We start from the raw sequence: 13924 nt of genomic DNA, 5'->3' as shown, positions 1-13924 counted from the left end.
TGACCGCGAGTGTTTCGCCCGAAACGGGTCAGGCGCTGATCGCGTCGATCGCATCCGGCGTCTCCAGGTCGACGAACGCTGCCGCATAACGCTGAGCGAATGCCAGGCAGATGTCGGGCCGCTGCCATGCGTCGCCGCCCGAGAGGGTGGCCATCCAGATGGCCAGCCCATGCGCGACCGACGCCCGATAACCCAGCCAGACGTCCTGCTCGGTCGGCACCTCGTCGTCGGGCAGCGGCAGTGCCCGGCGGTACTCCGCGAGAAGATCGCGCTCGTGACCACGCCGGTCTGCGGTGGTGAGGGCGCCTTGCAGGAAATAGCCGAGGTCCAGCGAGAAGCTCCCGCGCCGGACCATCTGCCAGTCAAGGAACCCCACATTCGGCGCACCGGATTCGTCCGGTGCGACGTAGGTGTTGCCGATGTGCGGATCGCCGTGCAGCAGTGTCGGTGGCGTGCCCGCGGCGGTCAGGGTGCCGATGTAGCGCGCCCAGATGTCGACGAACAACTCGGTGCCCGACAGTGCCAGGACCGCGGACGGCACCGTGTCGCCCAGGCGCTCGTGGGCAATGTGCAGGGGCGCGTACTCGAGACCCGAAAACGCCACGAAAGGCTCCACCCACCCCAGTTCGGGCCGACCGGTGAGTCGACTGCCCCAATAGGCGCCGTGCAGCCGCGCCAGCCCCCGCACGCCCGAGGCGGCCTCCTCCACGGTCAACGGCCGGGTGGAGTCCCGGGGATCGGCGCCGCGGGCCACCACGTCCTCCATGATCATCAGGAAGTCGCGGCGGTCCTCGTCGATGATCGCGGCATAGACCGCGGGGTGATCCAGCGGCAGGGTCACCCCGCTCGAGAACAACCGCGGCTCGTGATAGAGCCCGCTGGTGAGCGCCACCAGATCGGCGTGCTCCGGATCCACGGCCTTGCCGAACACCGTCGCAGGTCCGCTACCCGCGACGTAGTCCAGCGCCAGCCGGGCTCGCCGATTCGTGCCGTCGTCGCGCAGCACGACCCGCAGATCCCCGACCTCGGCTCCCGGGAAGTGCGGCGCCAACGCCGCGGTGATCCACTGCGGGGTGATCTCATCCCAACCCTGGGGGATGGCCAGCTCGGTGGCCGCCACGTGCGCGCCGCTACTTCAGGCAGCTGCCGCCGTCGACCGGCAGCGTGACACCCGTGACGAAGCGTGCCTCGTCGGAGGCCAGGAACAACACCGCATTGGCGATGTCCTCGGGTTCGACCCAGCCGATGGGCAGGGTGTGCATGAGCTGCCCGACGACCTTCATGTCCTCCGGGCCGGGGTTCTCCAGGTCGGGCCGGAACAGCTTCATCGTCGGCTCGTTCATGAACAGCGGGGTGTTCACGTTGGTCGGATGCACCGAGTTGACCCGGATGTTCTGGGCGCCGAGCTCGACGGCGAAGGTCCGCATCAGGCCCACCACACCATGTTTGGCGGCAACGTAGTGCCCGGTGTGCGGGTAGGCTTTCAGCCCGCCTACCGAGCTGGTCAGGATGATCGAGCCACCATTGCCGCCGGCGAGGATGTGCGGGACACCAGCCTTGACGGTCTTCCAGACTCCGGACAGGTTGACCCCGATCATGTCGTCCCAGTCCGGCTCGCTGGTCTCGTGCAGCAGCTGGCCACCGTTGCCGATCCCGGCATTGGCGACGATGATGTCGAGCTTGCCGAACTCCTCGACGCCCGCATCGACGGCCGCCTTGAGCGCGTCATAGTCGCGGACGTCGACCTCGGCGGTATAGATGCGTCCGCCGGCGTTCTTGACCAGATCGGCGGTCTCGGCGAGGTCCTCCGGAGTGGACAATGGGATCTGCACGCTGTCGATCTGCTTGCAGATGTCGACGGCGATGATGTCGGCGCCCTCCTGGGCCATCCGCACTGCGTGCGCCCGCCCCTGTCCGCGCGCCGCGCCGGTGATGAAAGCGACCTTGCCTTCTACGCGTCCTGCCATGGTTGTCTCGTCCTTGTCTTGTCGGGGCTGGGATTCGGTCTGTTCGGGCTTCGGGTCAGGCGATGATCGTGGGCATGGATTGCCAGCCGCGCACCGCGGTGGTCTGCGATGGTGCCGCGTTGGCCCAGTCGACCTCCCACTCGGGGAAGCGCTTGAGGATCTCCTCGAGCGCTATGCGCCCCTCCAGCCGGGCCAGCGCGTTACCCATGCAGAAATGGGTTCCAGCGCCAAATGTCATGTGCGAATGTGGTTCCCGGTGGATGTCGAAGACGTCGCCATCGGGGGGGAACCGCCGGTGGTCGCGGTTGGCCGCGCCGACGAGCATCAACATCGCCGAGCCCTCGGGCACCGTCCGACCGTAATACTCGATATCCCGTGTGACGTAACGCGCGATCTGCAGCGCGGGCGGTTCCCAGCGCAGGATCTCTTCGATTGCCTGGGGGATCAGGGCGGGGTTCTCGGCAAGCGCGCGGCGCTGATCGGGGTACTCGGCCAAGGTCTTTCCGGCCCAGCCGATCAGGCGCGTGGTCGTCTCCGCTCCAGCGGTGGCGACCACCGTGAGATACATCAGCAACTCCTCGCGGCCCAGGCGGCGCACCGTGCCGGTTTCGTCCTCGAACTCGACGGTCAGCAGGTCGGTCATGATGTCGTCGGACGGATGCTCGGTGCGGTAGTCGATGAACTCGGCGAATACCTCCCCGGTGGCCAGCAGGTCCACCTGCTTGCTCTGCAGGGTGGCCTCGCCATGGTCGGTCACCCGGCGCTGGTCCTCCTCGGGAATCCCCAGCAGCATGCCGATCACCCGCATCGGCATCTGCTCGCCGAGGTCGTTGACGAAGTCGAAACGCCCGGTGCCCACCAGCGGATCCAGGCAGCGGGCGGTGAATTCGCGGATCTGCGGTTCCAGCGCCAGCACCTTGCGCGGCGTGAACATCCGCGACAGCAGGTTGCGGTGGATGTTGTGGATCGGGGGATCCTCGAAGATCAGCGTCCCGGGCGGTATCTCCATGCCGGACTTGATGATCTCGAGCAGCGCGCCGCGGCCGGAGATGAACGTCTCGTGATCGATCAGCGCCTTGTTGACGTCGTCGAACCGGCTCAGCGCATAGAAGTCGTGCCTGTCGTTGTAGTACAGCGGCGCCTCCTCGCGGATGCGGGCGAACACCGGATACGGATTCATGTTGAGGTCGACGCTGTACGGGTCGTAGTACAGGTCCTCCTGCGAGGCATCCTGCGTCGTGGAGTTCTCGGCACTGATCGTCACTGTGTCCCTCTCGCCAGACCTTTGCGTAAGACAACTGACTAAAATTTGTCTCACAACCTTGTCATCGCGGGCATGCGAGTGTCAATGCCGGGCTCGCCTGTCGCAACCATCCTCTCCAATGTGAAGAACTGCCCTCTCCGCAGGGCAGCACAGAGCTTCTGATCGCGCTATTTTGCGGAAACGCGCTTCCGATGTAGCGAACCAGATTCTAATGCGGTGAGAGTGTGGTTCTCGCCTATTCGGCGGAGAAACCGTGTGCGCAGAAGTCCCAGACTTCCGCGGCGGTGATGGGGTGGGCCGCGCCCTCGCCGACGTCGCTGCTGGATTGCGCGACGAACATGACGGTCTGCATCGTCATCGCCGCCATCCGCCTCGGGTTGATGCCGGCACGCAGCTGACCTGCGTCGCTGGCCTCCTCCATGAGCTCGGTGAGCAGCGCGAGCAGCGGAGCATGGGCGACCTTCACCTCGGACGGGTGCGACACCAGCAGTCGCGGCGCGAAGTCGGTGAACAGCGGGCGCTTGGCCGAGGGGTCCGGTCGCGACGACTCGAACAGCAGCTGAATCGCCACCTTGAGCCGTTCCAGCGGGTCGTCCTGGCTGGCGGTGGCGGCCCTGATCTGGTCGGCCGAGCGGCTCAGCGCATCCTCGAACAGGGCGAGGAGAAGTTCGTGTTTGCCGTCGAATTGCAGGTAGAAGCTGCGCAGCGACTGGCGGGAGCGGTCGACGACCTCTTGGACGGTGAAGTCGGTGCTGCCCTTCTCGATGATGATGGCCTGCGCGGCGTCGAGGAATCGCTGCACGCGCTGGGCGGCCCGGAGCTTGGCGGTCTTGATCGATCGCTCCACCGCGCGCTGCTTCCAGGCAGGTTCTTCGCTGGGGCTGGTCACCGGCGGCTCGGCGGCGGCCCGATTGGGGGAAACATGAACTGACTGTACCGGAGAACGCCTTGCCATAGCGGTCCTCGACCCCCCCTCGGCGAGCGTGTCTGAGATTGTAACTTCCTCATCACGAGAATAGTATTCTCATTTCCGAGATAACAGAAGGCCCAGATCTGGAGCTGTGGCCGCAGAGACCCGAGGACCCCGTGTGCATCGGCTATGACGTGGTCGATCGGATCGCGACCATCACCCTCAACCGGCCGAAGGCGGCCAATGCGCAGAATCCCGAGCTGCTCGACGAGCTCGACGCCGCCTGGACCCGGGCCGCCGAGGACAACGATGTCTCGGTGATCGTGCTGCGCGCCAACGGCAAGCACTTCTCCGCCGGCCACGACCTACGTGGCGGCGGTCCGGTGCCGGACAAGATCACGCTGGAGTTCATCATCCAGCACGAGGCGAAGCGCTATCTGGAGTACACGCTGCGCTGGCGCAACGTGCCCAAGCCGTCCATCGCCGCCGTCCAGGGCGGGTGCATCGCCGCCGTCCAGGGCCGGTGCATCTCCGGGGGCCTGTTGCTGTGCTGGCCGTGCGACCTGATCATCGCTGCAGACGACGCCCAGTTTCTCCGACCCGGTGGTGCTGATGGGCATCGGCGGCGTCGAATACCACGGCCACACCTGGGAACTCGGTCCCCGAATGGCCAAGGAGATCCTGTTCACCGGACGGGCGATGACCGCTGAAGAAGTCCTCGCCACCGGCATGGTCAACAGGGTGGTGCCGCGCGACGAGCTCGACGCCCAGACGCGTGCGCTGGCCGAGCAGATCGCCAAGATGCCGCCGTTCGCGTTGCGCCAGGCCAAGCGTGCGGTCAACCAGACCCTGGATGTGCAGGGGTTCTACGCCGCGATCCAATCGGTGTTCGACGTGCACCAGACCGGCCACGGCAATGCGCTCAGCGTCGGTGGCTGGCCGGTGCTGGTCAACCTCGAGGAGATGAAGGCCAACATCAAGTAGTGGCCGGCAGCGGCTCACTCTGCGTGGGGTGACGCTCACCCTGTGCCCAGTGCGCGCACTCATCCGCGCCGAGCGCGCGCGAAATGACGCACAACGCGGCGCGTCGACGGACAGACACGCACGCTCACGGAACGAGTGTCAGAGGTCGACGAGGCGGGGGGCCGAGCCACGGGCGCGCAGTCCCGCGCCGGCTTTGCGGGTGAGTTCACTTGAACTGCCCAGCAATCCGTCGAGCACCAGGGCCCGCTTCACGTGATGCTGAAGACCGTGCTCCTCGGTGAAGCCGACCCCGCCGAGCACCTGCTGACAGTGCTTGGCTGCGGTCAGCGCTGCCTTGCCCGCCGCGGCCTTGGCGAGCAGCGCGGTGAGGTCGGGGTTGTCGGTGATGGGCGTGCCGAGGACCGCCTCGGCGCCCTCGATGGCCACCAGCGTCTCGGCAAGCCGGTGCCGGACCGCCTGGAACGACGCGATCGGACGGCCGAACTGCACCCGGTCCAGCGCGTGCTGCCGGGCCAGGGCCAGCATCGCGCGTGCCGAACCCACCAGCCACCACCCCGCCGCAACGCGGGCCTCGGCCACCCGGATCGGGTACCCCTCTTCCTCCCGCCGCAGTGGGAGCCCGCCCAGGGTGGATTCCACCGCGCCCGTGCGGTCCCACACCACCCAACTGTTGCCGGCGTACGGCAGCGGCAACTCGACCGGGGAGCCGATCTCATTGCCGGTCGCATGCAACACAACGTCGACGAGAACCGAAGCTTGCGAACCGGTTTCGCCCAGCAGGCGGAACACCAGCGGGATCGCGTGTTCAGGCATTTCGGTCAGCATGTCGGCCCACCCCAGGTCGGCGAGCGCGGCGTCGAGCTCGGGGCCGGAGGCCGACAGCATGGTCTTACGCAGCCCGTCCTCGAGCAATTCGAGTGATTCTTCATCCATTCCTGCGGCCACTTTCATTCCTTCCCGAGGTCCAGCAGCCGGCGGGCGATGATATTGCGCTGCACTTCGGCGGTGCCGCCGTAGATGGTGGCCGCACGCGAGTACAGGAACTCGGTCCGCCAGTCGGTGCCGTCCAGCTCGATGACACCCGGCAGCAGGTGCCTGGCGGTGTCGTAGAGTCCTTGTTCGGCGCCGGCCAACAACACCTTGTCGATCGAGGTGTCCGGACCCAGCTTGTGTCCGTCGGCAAGCCGGTGCTGGGTGGCCCGGGATCGGCAACGCAGGGTGTGCAGGGCCAGATAGACTTCGCCCAACTCTGAATCCGCCGACTGGCCTTGGGATTTCACCTCGTCCACCAACGCATCGAAGCGTGAGTACAGGTAGGCGATGCGCTGCCAGAAGCAGGTCGAGCGCTCGTAGGGCAGCAGATCCATCGCCAGCTGCCAGCCGTCGCCGAGCTTGCCGAGCATCCGTGAGCGATCCACCACGACGTCGTCGAAATACACCTCGCAAAACTCGTCGACGTCGTGCATGGTGCGCAGCGGGCGCACGGTGATGCCGGGGGTGTCCATGTCGACGAAGAATGCGGTGATCGCTTGGTGATTGGGTGTGTCGGCATCCCCGGTGCGGGTCAGCAGGATGCAGCGGTGTGAGTACTGGGCGAAGCTGGTCCAGACCTTCTGGCCGCTGATGACGTAGCGCTCACCGCCGGCATCCGGCACCGCGCGGGTGGTCAGCGATGCCAGGTCGCTGCCCGAGCCCGGCTCGGAGAACCCCTGGCACCACTGCTCTTCGCCGCTCAGCAGCTTCGGGACCATCTCGGCGGCCAACGTCGGTGCGGCGTAGTCGATCATCGTCGGCGCCAGGACCTCGAGCATGGAGTACGGGCCCGGTTCGGCCAGCCGGCGACCGACAATCTCTTCGCCGACGATAGCGCGCAACATCGCCGGTCCGCCGAGCCCGCCGGCGTGTTCGGGCCACCCGTATCGGCTCCATCCCGCGTCGTAGAGGGCCCGCTGCACCCGGGCGAACTGGCGCATGTGTCCCGCCAGGGTGTGATCCTCGGGCGGGGTGAGGTCGGTCTGGTCGAGCCAGGTCCGAAGCGCAGTCCGAAACTGTGCGGGATCGTGCAGATCGGTCATCCGGATTCGGGCCTGCCGATGGCATGTGGCCGACCGTGGTCGTGGTCACCGCTGCGCCTGATGAACGTCATGGCACGGGTCCGCAGCCGCCACCCGTCGTCGGTTCGGACGTAGGTGTCGCGGTAGTAGCCGATCCGCATGTCGTGCTTGGAGTGCTCGATGAAGCACAGCGGTTGGGTTCCGGTCGCGGTGTCGGCGCCCTCGACGAGGTCGACCAGGGCGGTCCCGGTCATGAAGAGCCCCTTCGGTGCGGCGTCGACCAGGACCGGGAACCGGTTCAGGGTGTACGTCTCACCGAAGGCGCTGTAGGTGCCGTCCGGGGTGAAAACGCTGGTCAGACCGTCGATGTCCCCTTGGGTGATGGTCACGGCGTACTTGGCCAGCAACTGTTGGATCTCGACCAGGTCGTCAGTTCTCGTTGGCGTGCTCATTGCGGAAGACCTTACCTCCCTTCATTACAAAAGAGACATTCCGTGTAACGGTGATATCGGCCAGTGGGTCGCCGGGCACGGCGATGATGTCGGCCAGGTAGCCCTCGGCGAGCCGGCCGAGGTCGGTTTTGTTGATCAGGTCGGCGGCCACCACGGTGGCCGCCCGCAGCACCGCCGCCGGCGGCATACCCCAGTCGACGAGCGTGACGAGTTCGTCGGCGTTGCGGCCGTGCGGGATGGCCGGAGCGTCGGTGCCCACCGCGATCTTGACCCCGGCCTCGTAGGCGGCCTTGATCGAGGTGCGTGCTTTCGGGAACATCTCGGCGGCCTTGGCCTGCAGCTCTTTCGGGGCGTGCGAAACGTCCATGGCCTCCGCCAGCCGGCGGGTGCTGACCAGAAAGCGGTCGTTGTCCACCAGCATCTGGATGGCCTCGTCGTCCATCAGGAAGCCGTGCTCGATACAGTCGATGCCGCAGGCGACGGCATGCTTGACCGCCTCGGCGCCGTGGGTGTGCGCCGCCACCCGCAGCCCGCGGCGGTGCGCCTCGTCGACGATGACGCGCAGTTCCTCGTCCGAATAGTGTTGCGCGCCGGCCTCTCCGGTCAGCGACATCACGCCGCCCGAGCAACACACCTTGATCAACTGGGCGCCGTGCTTGATCTGGTAGCGCACCGACTTGCGAATCTCGTCGACGCCGTTGGCGATGCCCTCCTCGACGGTCAGTTCGAGGACACCGGGCATGAACGCGGCGAACATCGACGGGTCCAGGTGCCCGCCGGTCGGGGTGATCGCATGGCCGGCCGGAATAATCCGGGGCCCGTCGATCCAGCCGGCGTTGATCGCCTTTCCCAGCGCGACGTCCAGCAGGTAGCCGCCGGTCTTGATGAACAGGCCGAGGTTGCGCACGGTGGTGAAGCCGGCCCGCAGCGTGCGGCGCGCGTTACCCACCGCCCGCAGCACCCGGATGGCCGGATCGTCCTGCACCTGCGACAGGCCGGGGTTCTCGCCCCGCCCGCCCATCAGGAGGTTGACCTCCATGTCCATCAGGCCGGGCAGCAGGATGGCGTCACCCAGGTCGATGACGGCCGACGACTCCGCCCCTTGCGGTGCGGCGCCACCGACGCCGACGATCACGCCGTCTTCGACGTGGACGATGCCGGGGCGAATGATCTCCCCGGCATCGACATCGAGCAGACCCGCGGCTTTGAGGGTCGCCACCGCACCCTGCGATGAGCCGCTTGCGCGAAGAGCCGACAAGTCAGACCACCGGCTCCTTGATGCATTGGACGTATGCGGCGCCGGCATCCAGCACGCGCGGTTGCTTCCACACCTCGACCGGGAAGCTCACCATGACGATCGATTGCCCCAGATGGACGAGGGCCTTGGCGTCCTCCGGCATCGAGTCGAGCGGGAATCGCTCGTCGACGTAGACCATGATGTCCTCGAGGCGCGCCATGCCGGCATCGTAGAGCTCCTGCATCTCCTCCATCGACGAATTGAGTCGCTTCTGGTAGCGCTCTTCCTCGGTGGGCAGACACCAGTCGCTGAACTTCTCCAGGTCCGCGAATTCCTCTGGCAGCTTAGACATTTGCGTGATCCTTCTGGCTGGTGGTGGCGGTCTTGCCATTCGCTGAATCGCCGTTGAGGCCCGCCTTGTACCTGTCCACATACTTGTGTGCCGTGTGATGCAGGTGGCGTAGCAGAAGTTCCTGGTCGCACAGTGGGAAGTCCACCACTGCCCGGGTGCCGATCTGGGTCTGGGTCGCTTCCAGCGTATTGGCGTCCTGGTGCGCGTACTCCTTGAAGGTGACCGCTGCCAGTTCCTGCGAGAGTCGCTGGCGCAGGTTCTTCGGTGGCACGAAGTACAGGTCGGCCTCGAAGATGTGCGTGTCGACACCGGTGGGCCAGTAGTTGTAGGTCAGATACCAGCCCGGCGCCCAGAACAGCAGGGTGAAGTTGGGGAAGAACTCGAAGGAGTCCTGCCCCCACGTCGAGTGGCCGCCGGGGTTGATGGCCGGTGGCAACTCGTCGGGCAGGATCCCCTTGATGTCCGGCCGGTCCCACGGGCCGAACAGGCCGCTGTGCAGAATCCGCTCGATGGGCTTGACCATCTTGAGGTCCTTCGGCGGGCTCATGCCACCCCAGGACGAGATCATCGAGTGATCGCCCTTGATGTCGTAGTGCAGCGCCTCGAAGCCGAACTTGGCCAGCTTCTCGGCCTCCTCCTTCTCCGCCTGCTTCATGTGCAGGATCGGAGCGTGGTAGAACTCGACGAACGCGTCGATGAACAGCTTCCAGTTGGAGTTGATCTCGGCGCGGTAGCTGTAATGCTCGGTCATCTCGTGGAAGGGATAACCCTTCAGGCCTTGGCCGAACTCACCCAGGTACTCCTCCAGCGAGACCGCGTCGTCGTCGAAATTGACGAAGATGAAGCCCTCCCAGACCTCGCAGCGCACGGGCTTGAGGGGGTAGTCCGCCTTGTCGAGGTCGAAGAACTCACCCTCCTGCTGGACGAAGGTCAGATTGCCCTGCAGGTCGTAGCGCCAGGCGTGGTACTTGCAGACGAACTGGCGGCAGGTTCCGGAAGTCTCCTCGCCCGGATAGTCATTCCACACCAGCTTGTTGCCGCGGTGGCGGCACAGGTTGTAGAACGCGCGGATCTGCTCACCGTCGTTGACGATGATGATCGATGTGCCCGGACCGACCGACGGCAGCTCACGGGTGACGTAGCTGCCCTTCTTGGGGATCAGCTCCACGCGACCCATCTGCAGCCAGGTCTTGCGGAAGATGGCCTGCTGCTCGAGCTTCCACTGTTCGGGATCGATCGAGTCCTCGTAGTTGACCGGTGCCGTGCCGAGTTCGGGCCAGTTCTCGGTCCAGCTCCCAGCTTTGGGTTTCGGGAAAAATGACACGGTGTCTACCTCTCCTCATCGGGTTTGACGCCAAAGGTGTTGATCGCCATGGCCAGGGAGCCATAGCAGCCGATCGTGAAGACGAGATCCATCAGCTGGCGCTCGTCGAGATGTGCGGACAGTACCGCCCAGGTCGGGTCGGACACCACCGCGTCGTTACTGAGCTCGTCGACCGCCGAAATGACCGCACGGTCGAGCTCGTCGGCAGCCTCGCCGCGCGTGATGCCCTCGATGTCCGCGTCGGACAGGCCGACGGAACGACCCATGTCGACATGGTGTTGCCACTCGTACTCACAGTCGCTGCGGTGTGCCACCCGCAGCACCGCGACCTCCCGCAGCCGGGCGGGAAGAGGCGAGCTGAACAGCAGGTGGTTGTTGAACCGCAGAAACGATCGGGTGAGCTTGGGGTGGCGCACCATCGTTGCGAGCAGGTTGCCGGCCCCGGCCGGGTTGCGTCGCTCCGGCGGCAGCATGCCCGAGAGTGCCTGGTCGACGGCCTCGTCCCACTCGTCGGTGGGCAGTGGGGCGACTCGCACCGTCATGCTCCTCTCGCTCATGAGAATCAGGTTCTCATATTTCGCCAATAGATTTCCACTTTTTTGTGAACGAGTCAACGCCCAAGGCTAGATCCGCCGGTCAGTCCGCCCACCGGTAATGGGCAAGTCCGCTGACGGGAAGCCATGACGCCACTATCGGACATTGATTCTCTCTGGCGGAGAAGCTAGTTTCCTCAGTAGGAGAACAACACCCCAGGTGCCGTTGTGGCGGGAGGAGAGTCGTCGTGAACAAGGACGACATGATTCTGATCAGCGTCGATGACCATATTGTCGAGCCGCCGGACATGTTCAAGAACCATCTGGCCAAGAAATATCTGGATGAGGCGCCGCGGTTGGTGCACAACCCGGATGGGTCGGATACCTGGCAGTTCCGTGACGTGGTGATCCCGAACGTCGCGTTGAATGCGGTGGCGGGCCGGCCCAAGGAGGAATACGGGCTGGAGCCGCAGGGTCTGGACGAGATCCGGCCGGGCTGCTGGCAGGTCGACGAGCGGGTCAAGGACATGAACGCCGGCGGGATTCTGGGCTCGATGTGTTTCCCGTCGTTCCCGGGGTTTGCGGGTCGCCTGTTCGCCACCGAGGATCCGGAGTTCTCGTTGGCGTTGGTGCAGGCCTACAACGACTGGCATGTCGAGGAGTGGTGCGGGGCCTATCCGGCGCGGTTCATCCCGATGACGCTGCCGGTGATCTGGGATCCGGTGGCGTGCGCGGCGGAGATCCGGCGTAATGCGGCGCGGGGTGTGCATTCGCTGACGTTCAGCGAGAACCCGTCGGCGATGGGGTATCCGAGCTTCCACGATTTCGACTACTGGAAGCCGATGTGGGACGCCCTGGTCGACACCGACACGGTGCTCAACGTGCATATCGGGTCGTCGGGGCGGTTGGCGATCACCGCTCCGGACGCGCCGATGGACGTGATGATCACGCTGCAGCCGATGAACATCGTGCAGGCGGCCGCCGATCTGCTGTGGTCGCGCCCGATCAAGGAGTATCCCGATCTGAAGATCGCGCTGAGCGAGGGCGGTACCGGGTGGATTCCGTATTTCCTGGAGCGGGTGGACCGCACCTACGAGATGCATTCGACGTGGACGGGGCAGGACTTCAAGGGCAAACTGCCCAGCGAGGTGTTCCGGGAGCACGTCCTGACCTGTTTCATCGCCGATCCGGTGGGGGTGAGCACGCGGCATCAGATCGGGGTGGACAACATCTGCTGGGAGGCCGATTACCCGCACAGCGACTCGATGTGGCCGGGGGCGCCCGAGCAGCTCGACGAGGTGCTCAAGGCCAACGACGTGCCCGACGACGAGGTCGACAAGATGACCTATCAGAACGCGATGCGCTGGTATCACTGGGATCCGTTCAGCCACATCCCCAAGGAGCAGGCCACCGTGGGTGCGCTGCGCAAGGCCGCAGAGGGCCACGACGTCTCGATTCAGGCCCTGTCCAACAAGGACAAGACCGTGACGACGTCCTTCGCCGACTTCGCCGCCAGCGCCAAGGAACTGTCCGGCAACACCGACTGAACGACATCTCCGCCGAACTGGCATTCCGGCAGCCAAACAGCGAGTGGGAGCCTGCTGGAATGCCATTTCGGCGGTGAGAAGGACGAGAGGAAACAGCAATGCCGAGTGGCATGAGTTTCGAGCTGACCGAGGATCAGGAGCTGATCCGCAAGTCTGTCGCGGAGCTGGCGAGCAAGTTCGACGACCACTACTGGATGGAGAAGGACCAGGCTCACGAGTTCCCGCAGGAGTTCTACGACGCCATCGCCAAGGGCGGCTGGCTGGGCATGACGATCCCCGAGGAGTACGGCGGGCACGGCCTGGGCATCACCGAGGCCACCCTGCTCCTCGAAGAGGTATCGCGGTCGGGGGCGGCGATGAACGGCGCGAGCGCCATCCACCTGTCGATCTTCGGCATGCAGCCGGTGGTCAAACACGGATCCGACGAGCTCAAGGCCGCGACGCTGCCCCGTATCGTCAACGGTGACCTGCACGTCTGCTTCGGTGTCACCGAACCCGGTGCGGGCCTGGACACGTCGCGCATCACCACGTTCGCCAAGCGCGAGGGTGACCACTACCGGGTCAACGGCCGCAAGGTATGGATCTCCAAGGCCCTGGAGTCCGAGAAGATCCTGCTGCTGACCCGTACCGAGTCTCCTGAAGACCTGGAGAAGCGCGGCGCCAAGAAGACCGACGGCATGACGCTGTTCCTGACCGACCTGGACCGCGACCACGTCGACATCCGGCCGATCAAGAAGATGGGCCGCAATGCGGTGAGCTCGAACGAACTCTTCATCGACGACCTGATGGTGCCGGTCGAGCACCGGGTCGGCGACGAGGGCAAGGGTTTCAAGTACATCCTCGACGGGCTGAACCCCGAACGGATGCTGATCGCCGCCGAGGCGCTGGGCATCGGCCGCGTCGCGCTGGAGAAGGCCGTCAAGTACGGCAACGAACGCGTCGTGTTCAACCGGCCCATCGGCATGAACCAGGGGCTGCAGTTCCCGCTGGCGGATTCGCTGGCCCGGCTCGACGCCGCCGAGTTGGTGCTGCGGAAGGCGACCTGGCTCTACGACAACGGCAAACCGTGTGGCCGCGAGGCCAACACCGCCAAGTATCTGTGCGCGGACGCCGGTTTCGGCGCCGCTGACCGTGCCCTGCAGCTGCACGGCGGCATGGGCTATTCCGAGGAGTACCACGTCTCGCGCTACTTCCGCGAGTCCCGATTGATGAAGATCGCTCCGGTCAGCCAGGAGATGATCCTGAACTTCCTGGGTGAACACGTGCTGGGCCTGCCCCGTAGCTACTGACGATGGAGCGT

The 13924-nt window shown here is 65.4% G+C and carries 13 protein-coding genes and 1 pseudogene; 3 read left to right on the top strand and 11 right to left on the bottom strand.

Annotation, left to right across the window (positions count from 1 at the left end; translation table 11 throughout):
• Positions 1 to 28 precede the first annotated feature (28 nt).
• The 4 genes from JDV09_RS14445 to JDV09_RS14430 all read right to left on the bottom strand — a co-directional run bounded on the left by JDV09_RS14445 (position 29) and on the right by JDV09_RS14430 (position 4186).
• Positions 29 to 1120, bottom strand: a complete 1092-nt coding sequence (locus JDV09_RS14445) for a phosphotransferase (RefSeq protein WP_221369827.1) — start codon at positions 1118 to 1120, stop codon at positions 29 to 31.
• Between the two features lie 10 nt (positions 1121 to 1130).
• Positions 1131 to 1967: a mycofactocin-coupled SDR family oxidoreductase gene (locus JDV09_RS14440; protein WP_221369826.1), complete on the bottom strand. Its 837-nt coding sequence runs from the start codon at positions 1965 to 1967 to the stop codon at positions 1131 to 1133.
• Positions 1968 to 2022: 55 nt separating this feature from the next.
• A complete protein-coding gene (locus JDV09_RS14435; protein WP_255605386.1) occupies positions 2023 to 3147 on the bottom strand; it encodes a cytochrome P450 in 1125 nt (374 codons plus the stop codon).
• A 319-nt stretch (positions 3148 to 3466) separates the two neighbouring features.
• A complete protein-coding gene (locus JDV09_RS14430; RefSeq protein ID WP_221369824.1) occupies positions 3467 to 4186 on the bottom strand; it encodes a TetR/AcrR family transcriptional regulator in 720 nt (239 codons plus the stop codon).
• Between the two features lie 131 nt (positions 4187 to 4317).
• On the opposite strand from JDV09_RS14430, the pseudogene JDV09_RS14425 reads away from it, so the two are divergent.
• A pseudogene (locus JDV09_RS14425) lies at positions 4318 to 5125 on the top strand (enoyl-CoA hydratase).
• A 138-nt stretch (positions 5126 to 5263) separates the two neighbouring features.
• Here JDV09_RS14425 and JDV09_RS14420 read toward each other — a convergent pair.
• The 7 genes from JDV09_RS14420 to JDV09_RS14390 are packed head-to-tail and all read right to left on the bottom strand — an operon-like array spanning position 5264 to position 11080.
• Positions 5264 to 6058 carry an acyl-CoA dehydrogenase family protein gene (locus JDV09_RS14420; protein WP_221369823.1) on the bottom strand — a complete coding sequence of 265 codons (795 nt, stop codon included), beginning with the start codon at positions 6056 to 6058 and terminating at the stop codon, positions 5264 to 5266.
• 14 nt (positions 6059 to 6072) lie between these two features.
• Positions 6073 to 7200, bottom strand: coding sequence for an acyl-CoA dehydrogenase family protein (locus JDV09_RS14415; protein ID WP_221369822.1), 1128 nt, complete (start codon positions 7198 to 7200; stop codon positions 6073 to 6075).
• Positions 7197 to 7631: a nuclear transport factor 2 family protein gene (locus tag JDV09_RS14410; protein ID WP_221369821.1), complete on the bottom strand. Its 435-nt coding sequence runs from the start codon at positions 7629 to 7631 to the stop codon at positions 7197 to 7199. Before JDV09_RS14410 ends, JDV09_RS14415 begins: the two co-directional genes overlap by 4 nt.
• Positions 7609 to 8850 (bottom strand): metal-dependent hydrolase family protein, encoded by a 1242-nt coding sequence (locus tag JDV09_RS14405; protein ID WP_221369820.1) that lies wholly within the window; start codon positions 8848 to 8850, stop codon positions 7609 to 7611. The genes JDV09_RS14410 and JDV09_RS14405 overlap by 23 nt, the downstream gene beginning before the upstream one ends.
• Positions 8851 to 8890: 40 nt before the next feature.
• On the bottom strand, positions 8891 to 9220 hold the full coding sequence (locus tag JDV09_RS14400; protein WP_221369819.1) for a hypothetical protein: 330 nt from the start codon (positions 9218 to 9220) through the stop codon (positions 8891 to 8893).
• Positions 9213 to 10544, bottom strand: coding sequence for an aromatic ring-hydroxylating oxygenase subunit alpha (locus JDV09_RS14395; protein WP_221369818.1), 1332 nt, complete (start codon positions 10542 to 10544; stop codon positions 9213 to 9215). The genes JDV09_RS14400 and JDV09_RS14395 overlap by 8 nt, the downstream gene beginning before the upstream one ends.
• Positions 10545 to 10549: 5 nt before the next feature.
• Positions 10550 to 11080, bottom strand: coding sequence for a carboxymuconolactone decarboxylase family protein (locus JDV09_RS14390; protein WP_221369921.1), 531 nt, complete (start codon positions 11078 to 11080; stop codon positions 10550 to 10552).
• A 245-nt stretch (positions 11081 to 11325) separates the two neighbouring features.
• On the opposite strand from JDV09_RS14390, the gene JDV09_RS14385 reads away from it, so the two are divergent.
• On the top strand, positions 11326 to 12624 hold the full coding sequence (locus JDV09_RS14385) for an amidohydrolase family protein (RefSeq protein ID WP_221369817.1): 1299 nt from the start codon (positions 11326 to 11328) through the stop codon (positions 12622 to 12624).
• Positions 12625 to 12734: 110 nt separating this feature from the next.
• A complete protein-coding gene (locus JDV09_RS14380) occupies positions 12735 to 13913 on the top strand; it encodes an acyl-CoA dehydrogenase family protein (RefSeq protein WP_372452920.1) in 1179 nt (392 codons plus the stop codon).
• Positions 13914 to 13924: the final 11 nt, after the last annotated feature.

The sequence above is a fragment of the Mycolicibacterium xanthum genome (genome assembly GCF_019710635.1).
Classification (GTDB): Bacteria; Actinomycetota; Actinomycetes; order Mycobacteriales; family Mycobacteriaceae; genus Mycobacterium; species Mycobacterium xanthum.
Note: the sequence above shows the minus strand (reverse complement) of the source record. Positions and strands in the feature narration are given on the sequence as shown.